The organism is Pseudomonas mercuritolerans, assembly GCF_025706525.1.
GTDB classification, from domain to species: domain Bacteria; phylum Pseudomonadota; class Gammaproteobacteria; order Pseudomonadales; family Pseudomonadaceae; genus Aquipseudomonas; species Aquipseudomonas mercuritolerans.
This window is the reverse complement of record NZ_JAMSHA010000003.1, coordinates 154,640-179,425: the sequence shown is the minus strand read 5'-3', so window position 1 is coordinate 179,425 and position 24,786 is coordinate 154,640. Positions and strand designations below refer to the sequence as shown.

Genomic DNA, 24,786 nt, shown 5'->3' with positions numbered 1-24,786 from the left:
ACGCGTGTGCGCGGCATTTGGTTATAAGTTTCTTCAAGCAGGGGAATAGAGCCAGTAAATAATCAACGAAGCTGATATTCACCATTGCAAACCCTGAGTGGTTGCTTCGGCTTTTTTGATTGATTCTGTGGCCATCGAAACCTTTGCCCACGGAGAACACCATGGCCAGCGCAATCCTCACTTCCGCCAAACGCGGCGCCTACCTGGCCATCGGTCTGTACCTGGCCGTGGTGCTGTTCGTCAGCATCGGCGCACAGATGGAACACAGCTTCGACGCCCCGATCGACGTCGCCCACCCCGGCATCCAGTTCGAACTGCGCTCGCAAAGCGCGATGGTCGACAGGGCTGAACTCGCAGGAGTCGGCGGCGCATGAAAGGCTACAGACTCTGGGTCATCGCCAGCCTCGCGCTGATGACCAACGGCGCCTCACTGTTGGGATTTGGCCAGGGCTCGGTGGGTGGCTTGGCCCGGGCCATAGAGGCCAACCACAACATCGCGCACAACATTGAACGAGCCAACACGCTGGGGCTGATGGCCGGCAATCCACCGGCGAAAATCGCAGTCGATTTTCTCGGGCCGTTTGAAGTGGATTGCATGGCGCTGGGCATGTGCCAAGCACTGGCCTAATGATCGTTCCCACGCTGTGCGTGCAAATGCCTCAAGGGACGCTCCGCGTTCCAATGGGACGCAGAGCGTCCCCGGCTGCATTCCCACGCGGAGCGTGGGAACGATCAAGAGGGAGAGAGGGTTACTTCTTCATGATCGAGGTAAACAGTTCGGATTCGAGCAGGCGCTGCAACCAGGCCTGCAAGCGAACATAAGGCGTCTGCGCGAACCACTCGCGATCAACATGAGCGAACTGTCGCACGAAGGGCAGCAGGGCGATGTCGGCGAGGCTCGGATGCTCGGCCAGTAAGTAGTCACGTCCTTCAAGCAGCTCATCCAGTTTCTGCAGAAACAACGCACCTTCAGCTCGATAAGCTTCCATCGGCTGCTCGGGGTAGCGCTCGGCGTACTTGTAGCGATTCAATGCCGATTTGAAAATCTGATCATTACCCTCAATCAGTTTTTCCATCCAAAGCGCTGCGAACGAGTCGCCGGCCAGCAACCAATCATCCGGATCATTCTGCGCCAATGCCCAGCGCATGATCTGCAGACTTTCATCAATCACCACGCCATCGGCATTCAGCACCGGCACGGTGCCCTTGGGCGAGAGCGCGAGCATCTGCGCCGGTTTGTTCTTGAGGCTGACCTCAACGATCTCCACCGGCACGCCCGCATAACGCAGGGCCATTCGCGCACGCATCGCGTAGGGGCAGCGGCGGAACGAATACAGTGTGTTCATTTCACCTCCAGCGTACTCAGACCATTGCCCTGACGCCGCACCTGAATCTGCACCGGAATCCGCTCATGCATCTCCTGCACGTGGGAAATCACCGCCACCTTGCGTCCCTGCGCCTGCAAGCCATCGAGGGCGTCCATGGCCAGTTGCAAGGATTCCGGATCGAGGCTGCCGAAGCCTTCATCGATAAACAGCGATTCGATTTTCAGCGTGCTCGACGCCATCGAGGCCAGACCCAGCGCCAGGGCGAGTGATACGAGGAACGTTTCGCCGCCCGACAACGAATGCACCGAGCGCAGTTCGTCGCCCATTTCCGTGTCCATCACCAGCAGGCCGAGCATGCTGCCGCCGCGTTTGAGGCGATAGCGTTTGACCAGTTGGCGCAGCTGCGCGTTGGCATGATGCACCAGCAGATCGAGGTTGTAGGCCTGGGCGATCTTACGGAAAGTGTCGCCGGTGGCCGAGCCGATCAAGGCACTGAGCCGTGCCCAGCGCTGATACTCGGCGTAGGCGTCGGCGATCTGTTGGGCCAGCGCCTGATTGGCATTTTGCCGGCGATGGTCCTCAACCTGTTCGGCGCGCAATTCGGCGCATTGCTGCTCACTGACGGTGAACTGCTTTTGCAATTCGGCGAGGGCGCTGTCGAGCTGTTCCGCGTCAAGATCGCCGTCCTGCCGGGCCTGGTGATCGAGCAGACGCTGATCGCGCTCCTGCAACAAGACCTGGGCCTGTTCGATGGCTTTTTCGTTGTGCTGAAGGGTCTGGCGCAGTTCGGCGACTTGCGCGTCATCGAAGCGCAGCAAGTCTTCGAGGCCGCCGTCATCCAGTTCCGGATGACTGGCGCGCCAATCGGCGATCTTGCCGGCGAGTGCCTGGTCTTCAGCTTGCAGTGCTTGCAGGCGTTCCTGTTGGGCCTTGAGCTCAGCGGCGATCTGCACCAGTTGCGTGCGCACGCTTTGCAGCTCCTCAGCGGTGCTGGTTTCCGCGCTGCGCGCCTGTTCCACGGCGTGTTCCAGTTGCTGCTGCCAGTGTTCGGCGCTGCTGTGTTCGCCGATCAGTTGCGCGAGTTTTTCCTGACAGCGTTGCTGCTGCTCGGTCAACGCCGCGAATTGCTGCTCGGCGCTTTGCAACTGCTGAGTGCGCAGCTGCTGGCGATCCTGTTCTTTTTCCAAAGTTTGCTGGCGTTGCTGCTGTTCGCTCAGCTCTTCCTTTTGCTGTTCAAGCTGAGCCAGACGCTCGGCGATCTGCCGGTCCAGCTGCATGAACGTTGCCGCCGGCTCCAGGCGCAAGGCTTCAAGCGTGTCAGCGGGCAGCAGCGGGCCGAACGCGGCAAGTTCTTCTTCCAGGCGCTGACGATCGCTGTTGAGTTCATGCTGCTGATGGCTCAGCTGTTGCGCCGCTTGCTGATGCGCCGCTTCAGCCTGACGCAATTGCTGCGACAAGCGCGCCGCGTCCTGTTGCAAGGTGAGCAGGGCGCTCTGGCGTTGTTCGTCCTGAGTGATGCTCTGGTTCAATTGCTCGGTCTGGCGGCTGAGCCAGGCGTCGCGTTTGTCAGCGTCCTGGTTGAACAGCTGCGCGGCCAGCGGATGCGCGTCAAGACTTGGCGCGAGGGCTTGTTGCTGGGCGGCGAGTTGTTCCTGTTGTTGCAGCAGCTCTTTCTGTTGCGCGATCACGCCACCGACTTCGCCGCGCAGCTCGATCAGTTTTTCCTTGAGCTGATCGACCACTTGCTGGGCGTTGGCCTGCTCGTTTTCATCGTGACGGCCAAGGCTTTGCAGCAGTGCTTCGGGCTGGTGATAGGGATGCTCGTTGCTGCCGCAGACCGGGCAGGGCTGATCGTCCTGCAACTGCGCACGCAACTCTTCGACACTGGCGCTGCGCGCCAGCCGCTGACGTTCAAGCAGTTCGCGAGTGACGCTGAGGGTCTGCTCGGCGACGGTCAGTTCGGCCTTGGTTTTCACCCCGTCTTGGGTCAGGCGTTCGCGTTGCTGCTGCGCGTCGAGCTGACGTTGTTGCAACTCGGCGCTGCGCTTGTCGAGATCCTGCTGAGACGCCCACAAGCGCGCCAGGTCTTCGACTGCGCGCAGCTGTTTGCGGTTGTCCTGCAGCAAGGTGCCGAGCAGGCCGATCTGTTCGGCGACTGCGTCCGGCTCTGCGCCAGCCTCTTTGAACAGCACTTCCAGTTGCTGTTTGTGCGAGGCCAGTTGCTCAGCACTGCGCGCGGCGTTCTGTTCGAGGGACGCCAGTTCGCTCTGGCCCTTGTTCAAGCGGTTGCCGATCAGCATCAGCTGTTGCAGACGATCGCGATAGGCGCTCCAGGCATCGCTCAACGGCGCCAGATGGGCACTCTGCTCAAGCTCGGTGGCGATGCGTTGCAAACGCTCGGCGACCTCAGCCTGTTTTTCCTGCAAAGCCTGAATCGTGCTCTGGCCATCCTTGAACGCTTGCTCGGCCGCTTGCCGGGCTTCGGCGCTGCTGGCGGTGTCCTTGATCAGGCGGGCGAGGGTGCTTTGCTCTTCGAATGCCTGACGCAGCAACGGCGCGTTTTCGCTCTGGCGCTGTTGCGCTGCGCTCAGGGCGACTTTCGCTGCGTCGAGGTTCTGTTCCAGTTGCGTCTGGCGTTCGCCCAACGCCGCGTGTTGTTGCGTGTGCGCGGCAATCTGCGTCGCCAGTGGCGTCAGCAGCGCATCGAGCTCAGCCTTGCGCGCGAACTGATGACGTTGCGGGCCAAGCTGTTCCAGACGCGCCAGTTTCACCCGCTCGCCGGCCAGTGCCTGCCACTGCTTTTGCGCGGTTTGCAGTTGTTCGCTGGCGGCTTTTTGCGCGTCCTGCAACTGACGCAAATCCTTCAGCCAACTGTGTTGTTGCTCAAGTTGTTTGAGCTGCGCCTGTTGCGCCTTCATCTGTTGCTGCGCGGTGTTGAAACGCTCGTCGAGTTCGGCGCGGGCTTCCGGTGCCAGCGGCGTCACACCGGTGGCCTGATCCTGCAACAGCTTGTGTGCTTCGCGGGCTTCTTTGGTCTTGTCGAAGGCGCGACGGCCTAGGCGGGTGTAGAGCGCGGTGTCGGTGAGTTTTTCCAGCAGTTCACTGCGGTCGTTGTCGTCAGCCTTGAGGAACGCACTGAACTCACTCTGCGCCAGCAGCACAGCGCGAGTGAACTGTTCAAAGTTCAGGCCCAGCGCGGCTTCCAGCTGGGTTTTGTATTCGCCTTTCTGGCTGGCGAGCAGTTGATCCTGATCGATGTCGCGCAGGCTCTGCCGACTGGCCTGGAGCTTGCCGCCAGCCTTCTCGCGAGCACGATTGGCTTCCCAGCGCGCGCGATAGCGGCGGCCATCGACGCCGACAAAATCCACTTCGGCATAGCCTTCACCGGTGCCGCGTCGCAGCAAGGTGCGCGGGTCGCCAGTGGCGATTTCACCGTCAGCATCCGGGACTTTGGCATCGCGGCCGGTGTTGTTCAGGCGCGGTACAGCGCCAAACAGCGCCAGGCACAAGGCATCGAGCAACGTGCTTTTGCCAGCGCCGGTCGGGCCGGTGATTGCGAACAGGCCGGCGCTGGCCAGCGGTTCAGCGGTGAAATTGATCTCGAACGGCCCGGCCAGCGAGGCGAGGTTCTTCAAACGAATGGCGAGAATTTTCATGGCTGCTCGCCCTCCAGTTGCACGTCCTGCAGCAGTTCGGCGAAGTCCTTGAGCGTCTGCTCGTCGACCTCGTTGCCGTAATTGTCGAGCCAGGCGCGGCTGAACAGTTCCTGCGGGGTCAGTTGATCAAGTTCGATCAGCGCGGTGCCGTCCTCGCTGCCGTCAGCACCACGGTTGCCGGCGTATTCAGCGGCGATGCGCACCAGACGCACGGCTTTGCCTTGCAGCGCAGTTTCCACTTGATGGCGCAGATCCGGCTGCGGCTCATCGAGGCGCACGCGCACTTCCAGCCATGGCTGGCGCTGGGTTTCGGCGAGCAGATCGATGTTCGGCAGGTCGGCCAGTTGCAGCAGAATCTCGGCCAGCGGCGCCGGCCCGATGCGCTGCAAATTGACCGAGCGCGGGATCAATTTCGGCTCTACGCTGACCAGGGTTTCACCGTCGAGGACCACATCGAGAATCTGATGCTGATAACCGATTTCGGAGAACGACAGCGGAATCGGCGAGCCACTGTAGCGGATGCGCTCCTCGCCGTTGACCTTCTGCGGTTTGTGCAAATGGCCGAGGGCGACATAGCTGATGCTTTCGCCGAACAGGCTGGCGGGCAGGGCTTCGGCATTGCCGATGATCAGGCTGCGCTCGGAATCCTCCGACACCGAGCCCCCGGCCATGTGCGCGTGGCTGATAGCGATCAACGCCTGTCCGGGCTGACGCTTGGCATTCGCCGCCGCGATCAGCCATTCATGCACCTGACCGATGCCGCGCAGATAGTTGTCGCCCAGATGCGCGCCAGTGACCTCCGCCGGGCGCAAGAATGGCAACGCCAGACACCACGCGGCGATTTCTCCCTGGGCATTCGGCAGCGGCAGCAACAAACGTTCGGCGTCGAGCTGCCCGTCATCCAGCCACAGCACCCGACCCAGCGCGTGAGTACGCAAACGCCGCATCAACGGCGCCGGCAGCTCGATCCGCGAGCCGGAATCATGGTTGCCGGCGATCATCACGATGGTCAGCAGCGGCTGCTGTTCGTGTGCGCTGACGATGAAATCGTAGAGGCGTTCCTGAGCTTTGACCGGCGGATTGACCGTATCGAAGATATCGCCGGCGATCAGCAGCACATCCGGCTGCGCCAAGTGCAACTGGCGCAGCAGCCATTCGAGAAAACACGCGTGCTCGAAATCGCGCTCCTGGCCGTGCAGGTTTTGCCCAAGGTGCCAGTCGGAGGTGTGGAACAGACGCAAGGTGGACTCCGCATTTTGATCAAGAGGGTGGCCGCGAGGAACAAAGGGCGGCGAGAGGAGGGGAGTTTACTGGCAAATCACGCCCCTTGCCTTGTCGTGTGTCTGCTTGCACCGACAGCGGCGAATATTTCGGTAATCTGCCGATGCGGCTGGCGCTTGTGCATCTGCCGCACTTGTTCGCTCAGTCGCAACAGCTCTTCGCTGGGCTTGGCCCATTGCTCTTTCGGCAATGGCTCGGACCATTCGCGCATGATTTCCGGCAGCGCCTGTTTGCCGATTCTTTCCAGCCGACGAATTTCCCATTCGAGCAGACGGTTTGGAATCGTCCATAAAGTCATGACGTGATACAGGTACCAGAAGAACCCCGACAACCGCGAGCGGCGGCCTTCACGGATCTGCTGATGCATCCGCGCGCGGGCGTTACGGAAAGTGTGCAGGCCTTCGTGAGGCGGGTCGTCCGGGCCTTGCAGATCCTGCAAGTCCTGGATGGATTTTAGGTCGTTGACTTCGTACTCCATGTAACCGCGAATCGCTTCCCAATGACTGATCGCGAGCTCCAGGCCGGCGCATTGGAATTCGAGGCTGGTGAGAGTTTCGCCGTGATGAAAACCGATGCCCATGCCGTATTGGCGATGGACGCCGAACTGGCTGGCACCTTGGGCTTCGATGATCCAGGCGCTGAGCGATTCCCATGGAACGAAGACTGGTTCGGTGGCGCCTTCGGGCATGAAGCAGACTTCGCGGCGTTGACGGTTGAAGCGGGTTGGGATGAGGGAGAGGCGTTTTTTGTGGACGTGGTGCCAGACGCCCAGGTTAATACACAAACAACAAAAAATGGTCAAAGAGCCCGTACCAATCAAAGCATCGAAAACTCCTTCGATGGCGCCGCATATGTCATTCCACCCCGAACCTGCCAGAAAAAACATAAAACCAGCAATTGCGGGAAAAAGGCACGTGATCATGAAGGTTGCACTAAAGGGCAACCCTACTGTTACCTGCCACATGAACACTTGCGGCGGTCCTATCCCGAATTCCATGAAGACGTGATTCAGTTCACCGATTTGCGGTCCAAAGGGTTGCTGTACGGTAGGCAATGGCAACGGTGCCAGATAAGTAATTTTTCCGCTTGGAAACGGTTCGATATCTCCCGCCTGCCTGGCCTGGTTGCTTGCGTTGTCTTGGTCATTCGGCATGGTCGGCTGGGTCCAGAAACTGTGTTTCGATGAACAGTACAGGTGGTTTGTCTTTTACAAGCTCAGGTGAAACCACCGGAAAATGACCTTTCCCGCGAGGCTCAACATGTATCACCCGAGTTCGTGATACCCATTGACCATTCTCATCCAGAGCCTGAATGCGGATGGCCAGCTCGAGTGTTTCTTTTGCTGGGGTAAATTCCGAGTCGGGCGCTACCGGGTACTGAAGACAGAGCACCAGTCCCTCCGGCATGGACTTGACGATGCGCAGACTCTTTACGATTTCGTCGCTGATGACGTCCCGCTGTTCTCGTGGCGTTCCTCGGCTGTGTAATGGAACTGAAATGCGGTGCGCGCCGATACCTAAGTGATGCGTCGGCTTCCCACCCAAGGGAGGTGTCAGATCCTTCAAGGTCAATCGAGGCAGGACCAGATGGATATCGCTGGGCTTGGCTTTCAGCAGCAAGCTTTTAAGTCGAGAGTCATGCGCTTGCACGCCGAGTTGCACATAGGGCGCGTGAATCAAAAAAGCCAGATAATTTTGATAATCCTTGAGCGAATGATCACCACGCATATCCGGATCCCGGCTCCATGGAGTTATTTTCAGCCATTTATCATGCGCGCTGATGTTGTAACGGCTGAACAGCCAGACCCCCGATAGTTCAAGCACAGTGAATAACGCACCGGCCAGGTTAAAACGAAAGAAAACAGTAGACAGGCGTGTGCCAGCAGCGGCCCAGGCTGCGGCTCTTGCCGCTGCGTTTTCGGCGATCAAAACTCTGTGCCCGGCGTGAATGGTATGGCTCAAGGCATACCCGTTATTGGCAGTTGAACCCAACGCGCCAATCGCGGCCAACGCAGTGCTTTTCTCGGCGTGAAAGCTTCCGCCGCGAACGGCCTGTTGCCAGTTTGCATAATGGCTTTTCACGCTTTGCAGCGAAGACAGGAAACCCAAGGCATAGGTGAAACTGCCCAGACCAATATGCAGTTTCCCCAACTGCACATGCACGTTTTTCAGCGCCGCCTGCTGAAGATTCGTCGCCAGAAATGAACTGCGGTTTTTCAAGGCTGTATCCCCAAGACTTTGCGCGGCAGTAAATCCTGCAGCCCCAGTAGCGACAATCGCATTGGCGAATGGCTGCCAAACCCGTTTATTCGCGGTTTGCCTGCGCAGTTCACGCAAAGCCCCCACCAAATTCACCACTTGCACCAACACCACCAACAACCCCATCCCCTCCGTCCGCACCAGACTCGCCTTCGAAACGCCCGCCACCCCCGCACGAATATTCTCCAGCAACCCACGCAATTCCCCGTGCTGCGCCGGCGGAAACACCACCGTCACGCCCGCTTTCGCCGGGGTGGCGCCATACAGTCGCGCCGAGCGATCCGGCAGTTCGTCGATCGGGCTTAACGCTGCCGCCAGCCTTCCTTCGAACAAGGCCAGTTGCGTGCGCACGCGGACGATTTCCTGCTGCAATTCCACCGCCCGGGCGGTTTTGTGGCCCTGGCGGTTTTTGTTGTGGGTGAGCTGGTTGCGTTCGCGGTTGAGGGTCTTCAGGTAGTCGCGTTCGCGCAGCACTTCCTTGATCGTGGCTTGCAGCGCCGCTTGCTCCGCCGGGGTGGACACGGTGAAGGTCACGCCGCTGGTTCGCGCGGCGTCGAAGACGCGCAGGCGCAGGGCCTTGGGCAGGCGCAGGAACAGTTCGTCGAGGTCGGGGATTTTCTCGCCGGCAAGATCGAAGCCTTCCAGCGCCCGGCTCAGGCCGAGGTTCAGCGCCGGGCTGTAAGTGTCTTGCACCGCGTCCGCCAAGACGCGACTGTGTGCGGGCAGGTCGTCCAGTGCCGGCAGCTGCGGCTGCTCGATGCTCTGCAATTTGGCCAGCCAGTCCGGCAGGTTGTTGAACATCGCCATGCCGGCGTTGAACAGCGTTGAATATTGCCCGGCCTGCTCGGTCTGCAAGCGCAGCGGCAAGGTGTAGAACAACGGGCGGGTCAGTTGCGGGTGTCGTTCGAGGTAACCGAGCATTTGCTCATTGGCCGAGTCGCTGCGACCGATGTCCTTGAGGCAGGCATATTCGCTGGCGAGCGCCTGATCGATCTGCACTTGCCCGTCGAAATACCACGCCGAGCGATGGAAACGCTCTGCGCACAGCAGTTGCGCGCGGTCGGCGGTGATGCGTTCGAGCAGGCGATTCCAGCGTCCGAGGTTGTCGCGATGACTGTTCAGCACCTCGTCCATGGCCGGACGTTCGATCAGGTCGTTGATGCCGCGTTTGCCGCTGAGCAGCGGGCCGTCGAGCACGTCTTTCATGCGTCGGTTCTGATCCTTGCCGAGCTCGACCAGTGTGCTGAGGTGGCGCTCGACGAATTCGGCGGGGGCCACTTCGAGAAAATATTCGCGGGTGTAAAAGCGTCGGTCCGCCTCGGCGGTGACGCGAGCGTGCGCGGTGAAATCAGGGGCGACGCCGTCGAAACGGTTCAGCGCCAGTGACTCGTCCAGTGCCTTTTCGCGCTGTTGCTGCAGTTCAGGTCGAGCCTGGGTATCGGTCGGGACAACCTCACCACCTTTGTTCAAATAGTCGAGCAGCGCCTGCCGGGTATTTTCCCGATCCGGCTCGGGCAATTGCTCCAGTTCAGCGAACAATGCCTGGGCGCGCGGATCATCGCTGGCCTTGGCCAAAGCGTCGAAGTCCTGAGATCCGAGCTGGCTCAGCGACTCGATGTAACTGGCCAGCAGATAGTCGCGCTCGTTGTTGTCGGTGTTGCTCCACTGCTCGATCCAGCCGACCACCAGGTCCTGATAATCGGCCAGATCGCGCATCACCCCGAGGTCGTCGTTGACCAACAGAAACAGCGTGTCGTCCTGATATGGCCCGCGCACCCGCCCGAGAAATTCGCCGATATGCGCCTCGCGAAAACGTCGCGGGTTTTCCCACAGATAGGGCTCACGCTCATGCTCCGGCGCATCGCTGACCTGCACCGTCGGCATCCGCGTTGCGTCGGCCTCGGCCACCGGTTTCGCTGTGCAGGCCACTTCCGCCAGCCACTGTTTCGCCTGGGCCACGGTGAGCAAATGCTCGCCGCCGATCAGACAATGCACCGGGCCAAGATCGACCGCCTGCATGAAGTGCTCGCGTTCCTCCGCGCTGTCCAGCACCTGTTGGCACTTCGCCGCGCTCAACTGCACGTCGGCAAAGGTCACGTAAAGGGTGCTCTTGCGCGAAAAGATCAACGCCGGACGTTCTTCGATGGCGCTGCGCTGCTCCTCGCTGACGCTTTTGCCGCGATGCAGCATTGCGCTGATGACGCCTTCAAGCACGCGGTATTCATAGAGCTCACCGCTGAGGCTGTCGACGATGTACAGCCAACCATCGCGCAGGCGGCGGATGCCCATGGGGCGCGTGGTCAGGGTGTACGGCAGCGTGAGTTCGCTGCTGGGGTCGAAGGGTTTTTCGACAAGGCCGTACGCGAGGGGTAGCAGTTGCACGTGGGTGTTGCGCAAGGGGCAGGCGGCGGGGCCGATGATCGGGGCTTTGGACGCGGCGGCTGCCGCGAGGTTGGCGGGGTGCATCATTGAGCACATTTCCCTGTGTCTGTTTGTGACAGAGAAATGTGCGTGTATCTGAAAAACGACAGCAGTCAGATCTTTCTGTGTTTTGCGTAGGAATCGAACACTCGGGATGAAACCTACAAGGGATCGTCCGAAATCTTACAGAGGTTACTTCGGATGAATCGTGAGTAACGCTGAAGGCCTACCCGCGCTCGCAAACCGACGCTGATAAATAGATCCGTTAACACGCTCATTGCCTACGGATTTGAGCTGTACCGCTCATCGAAATCGATTTTTCAACGCATCCATTAATTGACGCCAAAATAGTGGCCATCTAATATCGCGCCACTATTTTGATACTAGTGCGCTATTGCAGGGATGCCAGCGACTCTTTGCGCTCATCCGCGCCGCTTTCCTGCGGAGCATGGCACCTGATCAGACCGATTATTGCCCGTTGCAGGATCTTCTACATGGACGTTCGCCAGTACGCATTCCTCGCTCGCCAGCCTTCTGCCGTCGTGGCCAAACGCGAGCAGTTCCTCGGCATGCCCAAGCGCGGACTGGCGTTCCTGCTGGCCAACGTCATGTTCTGGCAACCGTTGTGGGCGCGGGCCGATGGCATCGTCGTTGCCAACCCGAATACCACGCTGGACCGTGCCGGCAACGGCGTGCCGATCGTCAACATCGCCACGCCCAACGCCAGTGGCCTGTCGCACAACCAGTTCCACGATTACAACGTCGGCGCACAGGGCGTCATCCTCAACAACGGCGCGGCACAGACCACGTACACGCAATTGGGCGGGCACGTCATCGGCAACCCGAACCTGAAAAACAGCGGTTCGGCGCAGGCGATTCTCAACGAAGTCATCAGCGGCAATCCGAGCCAGTTGCGCGGCTACACCGAAGTTGCCGGACAGTCGGCGCGGGTCATCGTCGCCAACCCCTACGGCATCACCTGCAATGGCTGCGGTTTCATCAACGCACCTCGGGTGACGCTGACTACCGGTAAACCAGTGCTGGAAAACGGTCGGCTGGATCGCTTTCAGGTCGATCAAGGCAGCGTGGCTATCGAAGGCGCGGGCATCAACGCAACCAATATCGACCGCTTCGAAATCATCACCCGCAGCGCCAAGATCAATGCGCAGATTCAAGCGCAGAACCTGACCATCGTCGCCGGTCGCAACGACGTTAACGCCGACAGCCTCAACGCCATGGCCCGCGCCGACGACGGTAGCGCCAAACCGCAACTGGCCATCGACTCCTCGGCACTCGGCGGCATGTACGCCGGAGCGATCAAACTGGTCGGCACCGAGGCCGGCGTCGGGGTGAAACTCGACGGCAAACTGATCGCCAGTGGCGGTGATATCCAAATCGACGCGAACGGGCAATTAAGCCTGGCCGACACCTCGACTACCGGCGCGGTCAACGTCAAAGCCGCCAGCCTCGACGCGCAAGCTCCGATCTATGCAGGCACGTCGCTCAACGTACAGACCCAAGGCAACCTGACCAACCGCCAGACCTTGGCCGCCCGCGACAGCGTGGTGCTCAGCGCCGGTGGGCAACTGACCAACGCCGGCGCCATCGAAGCCGGCGTCAATGCTGACGGCGGCCGTAACAGCAACGGTGACTTGAGCCTTCGCGCACAGAATCTGAACAACAGTGGCAAGAGCCTCAGCGCCAGCCGCAACCTGACCGTCAACGCCGCGCAAACCCTCAACAACCAGAATGGCCTGCTCAGCGGCCAGACCACGAGCATCACCGCCGGCACGCTGGACAACCGCAACGCCGGCAAAGTGCTGGGCAACAACAGCCTGACCCTCATTGGCAATCAGGTGCTGAACAATCAAGGCACGCTCACCAGCAATGGCAGACTCACCGGCAACATCGGTCAGTTGCTCAACAGCAACGGTGAACTTGGCAGCCAGAGCGACGTAGTACTCACGGTCACCTCGCTGGACAATGTCGCCGGCCTGATCACCGCTGGCCGTTTGCTCGACATCACCGCCCTCGGCGCCATCAACAATCGCACCGGACGGATCGGCGCGAAACAGGCCGTAGCGATCAAAGCGCAACAACTGGACAACAGCCAGCAAGGCCAGCTGACCAGCGAAGGCACGCTGACCACGCGCATCAGCGACCAGTTGAACAACCAGAACAAGGGCCTGATCCTGGCCAACGGTGCGATGGACGTGCAGGCCACGCGCCTGGATAACCGCGCCGGCAAGATTTCCGGTCTCGACACCCTGACCGTCAGCAGCGCGACCACCGACAACCGTGCGGGTGTGTTGCGCGCCGACAAAGCGATGACGGTGCTGATCGATAATCTCGATAACCGCGAAAAGGGCCGCGCCGAGAGCAAGGCAGCGTTGACCTTCGAAGGCAGTACGCTGAACAACAGCAACGGCGGCTTGCTGACCTCGACCGGACTGTTGAACCTCAAAGCCCGGGATGTCACCAACGATGCCGGACGGATTTCCGGCAAGGGCGATGTCGACGCCAGCATCGACAACCTGACTCAGCAAACCGGCGAACTGGTTGCCGAAGGCAATTTGAAACTCACCGGCAAGACTCTCAACAGCCGCCAGGACAGCCTGGTCGGGTCGCTCAAGACCCTGACCGTCAATGTCGACCAGATCGACAACCGCGCCAGTACGCTTTCGAGCCAACTCGACCTGCATATCGATGGCGCACGCCTGGACAACAGCGAGGGCGGCAAGGTGCTGTCCGACACCACGCTGGGCCTGAAAGTCGCGCAGATCATCAATGCCACCAATGGCCTGATTTTCAGCAAAGGCGCGGCGACGCTCAGCGGCATCGGTTTGAGCAACGTGGGCGGGCGGATCGTCAGCCAGAACACACTGGACCTGACCTTCGACAATGCCCTCGACAACCAGCAAGGCCTGATCAGCAGTGAAGGGCAGATGACCCTGAATCTCGGCAGCCTCGACAATCGCCTGGGCAAGCTGTCGAGCCTGGAAGCGATGGCACTGACCAGCGTCGCTGGCGTGCAGAATCAGGGCGGGCTGATCGCCTCGCAAAAGGGTCTGACCTTCACCAGCGGCAGTCTCGATAACAGCGACAACGGCATCCTCAGTGCCAAGGCCGATTCGACCCTGACCACCGGTGAGTTCAAAAACCGGCAGGGCGGCAGTCTCGCCACGGACGGCACGCTGCTGCTGACCACCGCGCACCTGGATAACTCCGGCGGCATCATCGGCAGCCAGAAAACCCTGCAGGCTTCCGTCACCTCGCTTAAGCAGGACGGCGGCGAGCTGTTCAGCAACGGCGACCTGACCCTGGACCTCAACAATGGCCTGCTCGATAACCAGCGCGGCAACATTCATACGCCGGGCCAACTGCTGCTGAAAAACCTCAAGGATGTGAACAACAGCGCTGGTGAAATCTCCGCTGCCAAAGCCTGGAACCTCAACGCACAAAGCCTGAACAACGACGGCGGCAAGCTGCTCAGCAATGAAAAACTCACCCTGGTCATCGACCGTGCGCTGAGCAACGTAAAAGGCCAGATCGCCTCCGCTGGCCTCCAAGCGCGCAGTGCCAGCCTCGACAACAGCGGCGGTGAGATTCGCGGGCGCGGCACGGTAGATTTCACCGTCACCGATCTGTTCGACAACCAGGCTGGCGTGGTCATCGCCGACGAGGGCCTGACGCTCACGGCGGCGCGTCTGGATAACCGTCGCGAGGGCCTGGTCGGTTCGACCCAAGCGCTGCAACTGGTCGTCGACCGTGTCGATAACCGCAGCGGTGAACTGTCGAGCAAGGCCGGCGTGAGCCTGATCGGCGCCTGGCTCGACAACAGCGACAGCGGCTACATGCTGGCGGGCGGCAATCTGGCGTTGACCGTCAACGAGGTGATCAACCGCAACAACGGCGTGCTGTCCGGCGCTACCGGCCTGACGCTGGTCGGCAAAAGTCTGGAAAACAGCGCTCGCCTGGCCACGCAACAAGACCTCGCCATCACTCTTTCGGGTGAGCTGAACAACGCGCAGGGCAGTCTGTTCAGCGAAGGTGCGCTGGCGATCGATGCGCAAAGCCTCAATAACGATGGCGGTACGCTGTCCAGCGCCAAAGCGCTCAGCGTCGACACACGCGGTGCGGTCAGCAACCGTGGCGGCCAGTTGCTGACCGATGCAGCGTTGACGCTCACCAGCAGCGCGCTGGACAACCAGCAGAAAGGCGTGATCAGCAGCAAAAGCAATCTGCACATCACTACCGGCGAACTCAATAACAGTCAGGCGAGCATTTACGCCGCCGATCAGCTTGAGTTGAGCGCCGGCAAAGTGACCAACACGGCTGGCAGCCTCGGCGCTGGCAATGCGTTGACTGCCGATATTCAGGGCCTCGATCAGCAGGGCGGCAAACTCTTCAGCAGCCACGCCAGCGTCAGCGTCGACCTGCACGGTGGTGCGCTGAACAACCACGGCGGGGTGATCAATGCGCCAGGGCAGTTGCTGCTGAAAAATCTCGCTGAGGTGAACAACCGTGGCGGCGAGATTTCCAGCGAGCAGGCCTTTGAACTGATTGCCAAATCGCTGGACAACAGCGGCGGCCAAGTGCTGAGCAATCAGAAACTGAGCCTGACCCTTGAGAAGGCCCTGACCTCGATCAAAGGCACGATCGCGGCAGCAGCATTGCAGGTTCGCGCGGCCAGTCTCGACAACAGCGATGGCGGCGTATTGCTCAGTGACAGCGATATCTCGGTGACCGTCGATGGCCTGCTCGACAACCACAACAAGGGCAGCATCCGCGCCGCGCAACAACTGACCCTCAACAGCACCGGCCTGAACAACCAGAACGGCACATTGGTGGGCGCCGCCGGCACCGCCATCGATCTGGGCACCACCGCGCAGGATCTCGACAACCAGGGCGGGGTGATCAGCAGCAAAGGCGCGCTGAGCATTGCGCACCTGCGCGACCTGAATAACCAGGACGGCGTGATCAACAGCAAAGGCGTGCTGAGCATCGCCACCCTGCGTGACCTGAACAACCAGAAAGGTGAGGTTTCCAGCGTCAACAGCTTCAGCCTTAGCGCCAACAGCCTGGACAATCGCGGCGGCAATCTGATCAGCAATCAGCAACTGACCTCCACCGCGGCCGAGCTGAAAAATCAGGGCGGACTGGTCTCTGGCTGGACCGGCGTGTCCCTGGCCGGCGGCACTATCGATAACAGCCTCGGGGGCGCGATCTCCAGCCAGCTCGGCAATGTCAGCATCGACCTCAGCGGCGCGCTGATCAACCACAGCCAGGGTGGCGTCGGCAGCAAGGGCGAGCTTTTCATCAAGGCCGCCAGCCTGAACAACAGCGCCGGCACGCTGACCAGCGACGGCAAGCAAACCCTGACCGTGCTCGGCGGCGAACTCAACAACGCCTCCGGTGGTTTGATCAAAAGCGCCGACGCCCTCGATATCCGGGCGGCGAGCCTGAACAATGCCTCGGGTAACCTGAATGCGAAAAACGCCCTGACCTTCACCGGCGGTGCGTTGAACAACAGCGGCGGCAGTCTGGTCGGCGATGATCGCGTCACACTCGACCTGCTCGGCGCGCTGACCAACGTCAACGGCGCGCTCGGCAGCACCGGGCCGCTGGTGCTGACGCGTTCGACCAGCATCGACAACCGTGGCGGCCAGATGATCAGCCAGAGCCTGCTGAGCCTGCTCACCAGCGGCGATCTGAATAACAGCCAGCGCGGCACCATCGCGGGCAGCGGCCAACTGAACCTCACCGCCGGCGGCCTGCTGCGCAACGACGGCGATGGCCTGATTTCCAGCGGCGCCGCCGACGCCATCCTCACCGCAGCCGCACTGAACAACGCCGGCGGCGCGGTGCAAAGCATGACCGCGCTGACCGTCAACACGGGCAACGGCGCAATCGACAACCAGGGCGGCAAGATCATCGCGCAGAACGGCGATCTGAACCTCACCGCCGCCAGCCTCGACAGCCGAGGCGGCGTGCTGTCGAGCCTCAAAGGTCTGCTGCAAACCCGTCTGACCGGTGTCCTGCGCAACGGCCAGTCAGGCAAGATCGAAGGCAGCCGCCTCGACCTGCGCGCACTGGGCGGCATCTACAGCGACGGCGGGCGCATTGCCGCCAACAGCGGCGACATCCTGCTCAACGCCGGCGGCAACGCCCTAGATAACAGTGGCGGCGGCATCTATGCCCGCGGCCAGGTGAACGTCATCGCCGGTTCAATGAACAACACGGCCGGCCAAGTCAGCGGCAGCCTCATCGACCTTGGCCTCGGCGGTAATCTCGCCAACAACGGCGGCCTGATTGAAAGCGCCAGCACCTTGGCCATTCGCGCCGCCAACCTCAACAACCAGAGCGGCAAACTGCGCGCCCTCGGCGGCAGCGGCAAAACCGATTTCCAGATCGGCAGCCAGTTCGACAACCGCAACGGCCTGGTGGAAACCGCCAACACCGATTTCACCCTCGCCGCACCGAGCTTGCTCAACGCTGGCGGCACAGTGACCCATGTCGGCCTCGGTGAATTCGGCATCTCCACCGCCAACGTAATGAACGCCGGCGGCTCACTGGTGACCCGTGGCGGCCTGACCCTGAACGCGGACAGCTGGACCAACAGCAGCGTGATTCAGGCGGGGCGGTTGACGGTGAATGTCGGCAATTTTGTGCAGACTGCGAGTGGGCAGTTGCTGGCTTCGAATCAGTTGGTGGGGCGTGGCGGGAACTGGACGAACGAGGGGTTGATTGCCAGTGATGGCGGGCTTGATATTCAGTTGAGCGGCAATTACGGCGGCAATGGGCGGGTGAGCAGTGTCGGCGATCTGGGGCTGCTGGCTTCGCGCATCGATTTGAGCAGCGTGGCGAGCATCACCGGTGCATCGACCGCCACGGTCACCAGCCGTGGCACCCTGTCCAATCTAGGCCGGCTCACCTCGGCCGACAGCCTGACCGTCAATACTGCGTCGCTGGTCAACAACGGGACGTTGGGCAGCGCTGGCAATCTGCGGATCACCAGTGATTCATTGCTCAACGAGAACGGTCTGATCTTCAGCGGCCGTGACATGAACCTGCGCGTCGGGTCGCTTACCAACCGTTACGCCGACATCTATGGCATGGGCAATATCAGTATTGCCCGCGACGACAGCAACGGCTGGAGCTCTTCGATCAATAACATTTCGGCGACCATCGAAAGTGTGGGTGATCTGAGTCTGTCGGCCGATCACATCGAGAATCGCAAGGATGTGTTTGAAGTTGCTGCCGGTGGCGGGCTGGTCTCGGGAACCATTGGTGTTCGATGCACGACGTGCACCTCGTTCAGTGGCATCAATTTCGAAAGTCGCCTGCCGAGTCACTTGGTCTGGGTTGAAAAATACCACTCAACCATTGTCAGGGATTCGGCATCAGGCACCTTGACGGCCGGGCGCGACCTTACGGGGAACGGACGCGAATTCATCAATAATGCGTCGGTTGTCAGCGCTGGTCGAAATCTTACATTCAACGTTGAGAATTTTACTAACCAAGGGGCGACGGCGGGGGATTACACCGTTACGCGTTGGCTAGATGCGCCGCGTGCAGCCCGAAGCTGGGGCTTCTGGCAGGACGTTTTGAATTACAACGCGGCCAACGATCCGGATTACGACTCCGGTTACATCGGAGCGCTGAACGGCAAAAGAACAATGGTTCCCAATATTCACGTCTGGGATATGAATGACGTTGAGTCGCTGACCCGGATTGGCGGGCGTCAGGGTGGTCGCGAAGCTATCAGATACCTCACGTTCGGCTCGATCGCTGTCGAATACGATTCTGGAAAGCTCCATTACGCTGCGCCCAGTTATGACACCGGCGTTCGTGCAGAGGCCCCGGACTTTCTCAAGAACGCGGTATTCACCAGAGACACCGTCACTGAAAGTACCCCGACATCGAATGCAAACGCGGTCGTCCAGGCCGGTGGCACCGTTTACATAAACGCAACCAACAAAATCGACAACGGTGTTGTCCGCAACGGCAACGCATCGGTCGGGGGAGCATCGCGCCTGGGGTCCACCCAACTGGCCGGCCAGGTCACGCCAACCGTCATTCGCATCAACGCGCAGCTACCTCCAGACCTGGCCCAACAGCAGGTCAACCCCCTGGCCTTGCCGGGCTTCACCTTGCCGAGCGGCGACAACGGCCTGTTCCGTCTGAGCAAAAAGGACGGTAGCGAACCGGCAATGGTGGCCGCCGAAGCCTGGAAGATCAGCTCTATCAGCGCCGCACCCTCGACTCATGCGGGCGGGATGCCGGTCCGACATGCGACCGAGTTCAAGATCGACGATAACGCCCTGGTCTCGGTGAAAAACCGTGAACTGGCACTGGCTGATCGTCAGTCGCTGAATCTCAACGACAAGACCGCAATGATCAGCGTCAATGCCGCCGAGAGCGGCGGACTTGTCCGGGTTTCAGCGCCTGATCGGGGCAATGTTTCCTTTGACGTGCCACGTGTACAGGGTCTGCCTGACACCAGCGTGCGCTCCAACCCACACAAATACCTGATCGAAACCAATCCGGTACTCACCGACCTGAAAAAATTCGAGAGTTCGGATTACCTGCTGCAGAAGCTCGGCTACGACCCCGACACTAGCGCCAAGCGCTTGGGCGACGGCCTGTTTGAACAACGCTTGGTGCAGCAGGCCGTGGTCGCCCGTACTGGTCAGCGCTTCATCGACGGCCAGACTTCCGACGAAGCGATGTTCAAGTACCTGATGAACAACGCCATCGCCAGCAAGGACCAGCTCAACCTGTCGATGGGCGTCACCTTGACCGCGCAGCAAGTGGCAGCACTGACCCATGACATCGTCTGGCTTGAAGAGCACGAAGTGAATGGTGAAAAAGTGCTGGTGCCGGTGCTGTATCTGGCCCAGGCCAATAACCGGTTGGCGCCAAATGGGGCACTGATTCAGGGTGGAGACGTGACCCTGATCGCCGGCGGCAATCTCGATAACGCGGGTACGCTGCGCGCCTCGAACAACCTCTCGGCAGAAGCAGGCAATAACCTCACCAACAGCGGCTTGATCGAAGCGGGCGAACGCCTGACGCTCAAGGCCGGCAACGACATCATCAACAAGTCCGGCGGCATCATTTCCGGCAAGAATGTCAGCCTGACAGCCACCAACGGCAGCGTGATCAACCAGCGCGACGTCAGCAGCGTAGATGTCAGCCGCGGTGGCAACGTGTTCCATCGTGACTACCTGGACAACGCCGCGCGAATCGAAGCAGCCAACGATCTGACGATCAAGGCCGGCCTCGATATCAATAACATCGGCGGTGTGCTCAAAAGCGGTCAGGACATGACGCTTGATGCGGATCGCGACGTCAATATCACTTCGGTCCAGAACCGGAGCACGAATGCGCGCGGTAGCAGTTTCCTCAATCAGAGCATCACGCAGCACGGCGCCGAAGTAACGTCCGGGCGGGATCTGTCGATCAGTGCCGATCGCGACGTGGCAATCGTGGCCAGTCGGCTGGATGCGAAACGCGACATCAGCCTGAACGCGGGCAACGATTTACTCGTAACGTCGGCAGCGAATGAAAGTGAGTTTTCGGCGCGCAGCAAGCGCAAGCAAGTCGAGTCGATCAACGTTTCCCAGCAGTCGAGCGTTATCAGCTCAGGTCGCGATATTGCTGCCAGCGCCGGAAACGACCTGAATCTGATCGCGAGTCGTATCAGCGCCAGCAACGAGGCGTATTTGTTCGCCGGTGATGACGTCAATATCGCCACCGCAGAAGACGTCGACTACGACTACTACTCGAAAACAAAAAAAGGCTCCTTCGGCAAGAAAAAGTCGACGATGAGTGAGAGTGAGACGGTCCTGTCCGTCAGTTCGACCGTCGAGGCGGGCTCCAAACTGGTTGTCTCGGCCGGGCAGGACGTCAATCTGACCGGTGCCAAACTCAGCAGTGACGGCACTTTGCTAGCTAGCGCTGGCCGCGACATCAACTTGCTTTCAGCTCAAGACTCTTACAGCCAGGCCAGTGCGTCGTCGAAGAAAAGCTGGAACAGAAGCAAGTCCAGCAGTAGTGAGCAGACGCAGACGCGTCTGAACAGCACCGAACTCAGCGCCAAGGATATCGAGCTCAAGTCGAGCCACGACATTACCCTGCAGGCAGCTGCGCTGCGTGCGGAAAATGAAGTGAAGCTCACAGCGGCCAATGACGTTCTGATTGGCACGGCTGAAGAAACCCTGACTTCCAGTCAGTCGAAAGGCTCCAGCAAGACAGGGATGACGGTTACGGGGTGGCTCTCCAATACGCAGAAAACCCAGCGATCGCAACAATCGTCCACGCAGAGTACCGGCAGCGATATCAGCGCTGGCAGCATTCAAATCAACAGCGGTCGTGATTCTGTCGTCGAGGGCAGTACGTTGGTGGCCGACAAGAATATCGGTATCGATGCAGGGCGTAATCTGGAGATCACCAGCGCCGAAAATTATGCGTCCTCAAGCTCGAAATCCGGCAGCAAAAAAGTCGGCGAAGTCGGCTCGTGGTGGCAGGGCGCGACCGGGATCGTCAAAACGAAAGAGACCAGCGACAACACGTCGACTCGTCAGTCGGGCAGTCAAATCGCCTCCCTCGGTGGCAACATTTCCCTGTCAGCAGGTGATCATTACACCCAAAGTGCGAGCCAGTTGGTGACTCCTCAGGGTGATATCGACATAAAAGCCAAACACGTCGATATCGAAGCGGGATTCGACACGCTCAACTCCAATAAAACCGCCAGCACGAGCCGTACGGCAATCGGCGGGACCGTCAATATTCCCCTGGTTGATGCTCTGCGTGGCATTCAGCAAATGGGTGAGGCGGCGCAGAAAACCAGTGATGACCGCATGGTCGCACTGGCTGCGGTGAACGCGGCCATGAGTGCCAATCAGGCAATGGATGCCGGTCAGGCAATGATGCAGAACCCGGTGGGTGGCATTAAGGTCAGCGTCAATCTGAGTAACAGTCAGAGCAAGATGAACAGTAGCCAGAGTGGCCGCAATGTTGTTGCCAGCGATGTGGTCGCGGGAGGCAAGGTCAACATCGTTGCAACGGGTGCCGGCGCTGACAGTGACATCAATGTTGTCGGCAGCCGGATCGAGGGCGGTGGCGATGTAAGCCTGAAAGCCGATGGCGAAATCAATCTGTTGTCCGCGCAAAACACCGCGCATCAACAAAGCGCCAACAGTAACAGTGGCTGGAGCGCAGGCATCGGTTTTGGCTTCGGCGAAAGCAACGGCATTACCTTCGAGCTCGCCGCTAACGTTGGACGGGGCAGCAGCGATGGCGATGACGTCACCCACACCAATACCTCGATCAAGTCAGGCCAGACGCTCAGCCTGGAGAGCGGTGGCGACACCAACATCAAAGGGGCTGTGGCTACGGGGGAAACGGTCAAGGTGAAAGTCGGCGGTGATCTCAATGTCGAGAGCCAGCAGGACACCAGCACCTATACCTCCAAACAGATGAGCGCGAATGTCGGAGTGAGCATTTGCGTGCCGCCATTCTGCTACGGCACCAGCAGCGTCAGCGGCGGCATCGCTGCGCAGCACATGCAAAGCGAGTACGCCAGTGTTTCCGAGCAGTCGGGCATCAAGGCAGGCGACGGTGGTTTCCAGGTTGAAGTCAAGGGTAATACCGATCTGGTCGGGGCTGTGATCGCCAGTACCGACAAAGCGGTCGCTGACGGTAAAAACACCCTTAGCACTGGCACGCTGACTAGTTCCGACATCAAGAACAAGGCTGATTACGACGCCAGCAGCATCAATTTGAGTGGTGGTTATGGCGGCGACATCGGCCGAGACAAAAATGGTAATGCCAGCGCCACCGCCAACAGGGGGGGGCCAGTTGTCGCCAGCAAGGATGGTGTAAGTGCCACCACACCTGTGGTTCTCTTCGCCAGTGATAGTTCCAGTAGCACCACACGCAGCGGGATCAGTGGTGCTGCGGTGACCATCACCAATGGCGCTAAACAGCAGGAACTCACTGGGCAGACTGCGGAGCAGGCCACTGCGGCTATAAACCAGGACGTTTCGAGTGATCGCGATGGCAGCAATAAACTCAAACCGATTTTCAATGCCGAGGAAATCGATGCGAATTTTGAAATTGTCGGCAAGTTTGTGCAAAACGTTTCTCAGTTCGTTGAAGACCGTGCGCGGGAGATTGATAACAAGAAAAAACAGGCTGATCTTGAGTTGGCGGCTTCCCTGAATCCAAACCTCTCTGAGACAGCTCAGCTCGCTCATCACGAGAACTACATACAACTCCAGCAGCAAATCAAGGAGATCGGTGATAACTGGGGCGCAGGCGGTACTTACCGTCAAATCGCGACAGCTCTGGTCGCTGGCATAAGCGGCAACGTGAGTGGTAGCAGTGCGCAATTTGCGCAGAACATGGTAGTCAATTACGTTCAGCAGCAAGGGTCTTCTTATATCGGTGACCTGGTGAAAAAGGGCCTGAAGGAAGGAAGCCCTACACACGCCGCCTTGCATGCCATTCTTGGCTGCGCCGGTGCGGCGGCCAGTAATCAGTCCTGCTCGGCAGGTGCTTTGGGCGGTTCAGCAGCTAGCGTGCTGGCTGGATTGTTCGCCGATTCCGATCCAAATGAAACGGCGATAGAGCGCGAAGCCAAACGCAATATCATCACCAGCCTGGTGACCGGTATTGCGGCCATGAGTAATCCGAATGGCGCCGCCACAGCGAACAACGCAGCTACGGCGAATATCGACAACAACTGGCTGGCGACGCAGCAATACGTTCAGGCCATGAAAGAAATCGATGCCGAGCCCAATGTCCTGAAAAAATTGGCAATTGCGGCCAAGTGGCAAATTCAGTCTTCGCGGCAGGATTTACTGACCGGGTCTGGTGTACTCAAAGGTTTTACCGATGGTATGGCCGGGGCGGGGCTAGGAACCTTGGATAGCGCCGTCATGTTGATGAGGGATCCTGTACAGAGTTGGGACGCTGTCGTGGAGTTCGCTGGATCTGCTGAGGCTCAGGCGCTGCTGGGGGAGGCTATTGGTGCTGCGTTCAAATCGCAAATTGACCAGATCGGAAAAGCACTTGTCGAAGGCGGTGATGCGAACGCAGAAAACCTCGGCAGGCAAATGGGGCAAGCGGTGGCGCTGGTTGTGCAACTGCTGGCTGGCGGAGGGAGCAGTTCAGCAAATAGCGCGTTGACCCTTTCCCGGATGGGTATTGATGTCTCGGTCAACACTGTCAAAAAGATCGGGGCATCGTTTGATCTGGACACCGTCAAAACCCAGATCAGCAAGCTACCGGGTGCAGTGCGGGATACTGATGTACCGGTGGTGGATCCGGTTAAGCCACCCAAAACGGGTGGGGGGCTGGCGGGTAATGGCGAGGGCTTGTTTTCCAACGTCAATCGCACGCCCTATTCACCAAAAGGCGAAACGATCGGGCAGGCATTTGATTTTTCATGTGTTGCAGCAAGTTGTAAAATGGCCGCAAACTTGGTGGACACACCTGAGGCCTATATCAGACAAGCAATATTGATGGAGGCAGACGGCGCATTTCTTTCAAATGTTCCTAACGGATTGAAGGATCTGGGCTTCACCGGGACGGCTACGTATTCAAGTGATTTAACAGTGAAGACAATTACAAGTGCTACAAAAAGTGGTGCCGCTGTGATCGTAAATGTGCGAACCGAGCTGGGGGGGCTTCATGCAATTGTTGTGGACTCTGTGGAGAATGGAATGGCTGGTATTCGCGATCCCTGGCCATTAGGCGTCGGGTCAACATACTCAGTGCCCGCAAACGCATTGGAAGGGATTCTGAACGGTGGTGTAATCGTTCATCCATAGG

At 59.6% G+C, this 24,786-nt stretch carries 8 protein-coding genes; 3 read left to right on the top strand and 5 right to left on the bottom strand.

Annotated elements, in window-relative coordinates:
- Positions 1–161 precede the first annotated feature (161 nt).
- Positions 162–374, top strand: a complete 213-nt coding sequence (locus tag ND528_RS09225) for a hypothetical protein (RefSeq protein ID WP_039763920.1) — start codon at positions 162–164, stop codon at positions 372–374.
- Entirely contained in the window at positions 371–628 is a 258-nt protein-coding gene (locus ND528_RS09220; RefSeq protein WP_263470169.1) for a hypothetical protein, read from the top strand. The genes ND528_RS09225 and ND528_RS09220 overlap by 4 nt, the downstream gene beginning before the upstream one ends.
- A gap of 121 nt (positions 629–749) precedes the next feature.
- Here the strand turns inward: ND528_RS09220 and ND528_RS09215 are convergent, their stop codons facing one another.
- The 5 genes from ND528_RS09215 to ND528_RS09195 all read right to left on the bottom strand — a co-directional run bounded on the left by ND528_RS09215 (position 750) and on the right by ND528_RS09195 (position 10,992).
- On the bottom strand, positions 750–1,346 hold the full coding sequence (locus ND528_RS09215) for a glutathione S-transferase (protein WP_137214980.1): 597 nt from the start codon (positions 1,344–1,346) through the stop codon (positions 750–752).
- Positions 1,343–4,984, bottom strand: coding sequence for an AAA family ATPase (locus ND528_RS09210; protein ID WP_263470168.1), 3,642 nt, complete (start codon positions 4,982–4,984; stop codon positions 1,343–1,345). The genes ND528_RS09215 and ND528_RS09210 overlap by 4 nt, the downstream gene beginning before the upstream one ends.
- On the bottom strand, positions 4,981–6,225 hold the full coding sequence (locus ND528_RS09205) for an exonuclease SbcCD subunit D C-terminal domain-containing protein (RefSeq protein ID WP_137214982.1): 1,245 nt from the start codon (positions 6,223–6,225) through the stop codon (positions 4,981–4,983). Before ND528_RS09205 ends, ND528_RS09210 begins: the two co-directional genes overlap by 4 nt.
- 77 nt (positions 6,226–6,302) lie before the next feature.
- Positions 6,303–7,418 carry a hypothetical protein gene (locus tag ND528_RS09200; RefSeq protein WP_263470167.1) on the bottom strand — a complete coding sequence of 372 codons (1,116 nt, stop codon included), beginning with the start codon at positions 7,416–7,418 and terminating at the stop codon, positions 6,303–6,305.
- Positions 7,408–10,992 (bottom strand): toxin VasX, encoded by a 3,585-nt coding sequence (locus tag ND528_RS09195; RefSeq protein ID WP_263470166.1) that lies wholly within the window; start codon positions 10,990–10,992, stop codon positions 7,408–7,410. The genes ND528_RS09200 and ND528_RS09195 overlap by 11 nt, the downstream gene beginning before the upstream one ends.
- Before the next feature lie 446 nt (positions 10,993–11,438).
- On the opposite strand from ND528_RS09195, the gene ND528_RS09190 reads away from it, so the two are divergent.
- A complete protein-coding gene (locus ND528_RS09190; protein WP_263470165.1) occupies positions 11,439–24,785 on the top strand; it encodes a hemagglutinin repeat-containing protein in 13,347 nt (4,448 codons plus the stop codon).
- Position 24,786: the final 1 nt, after the last annotated feature.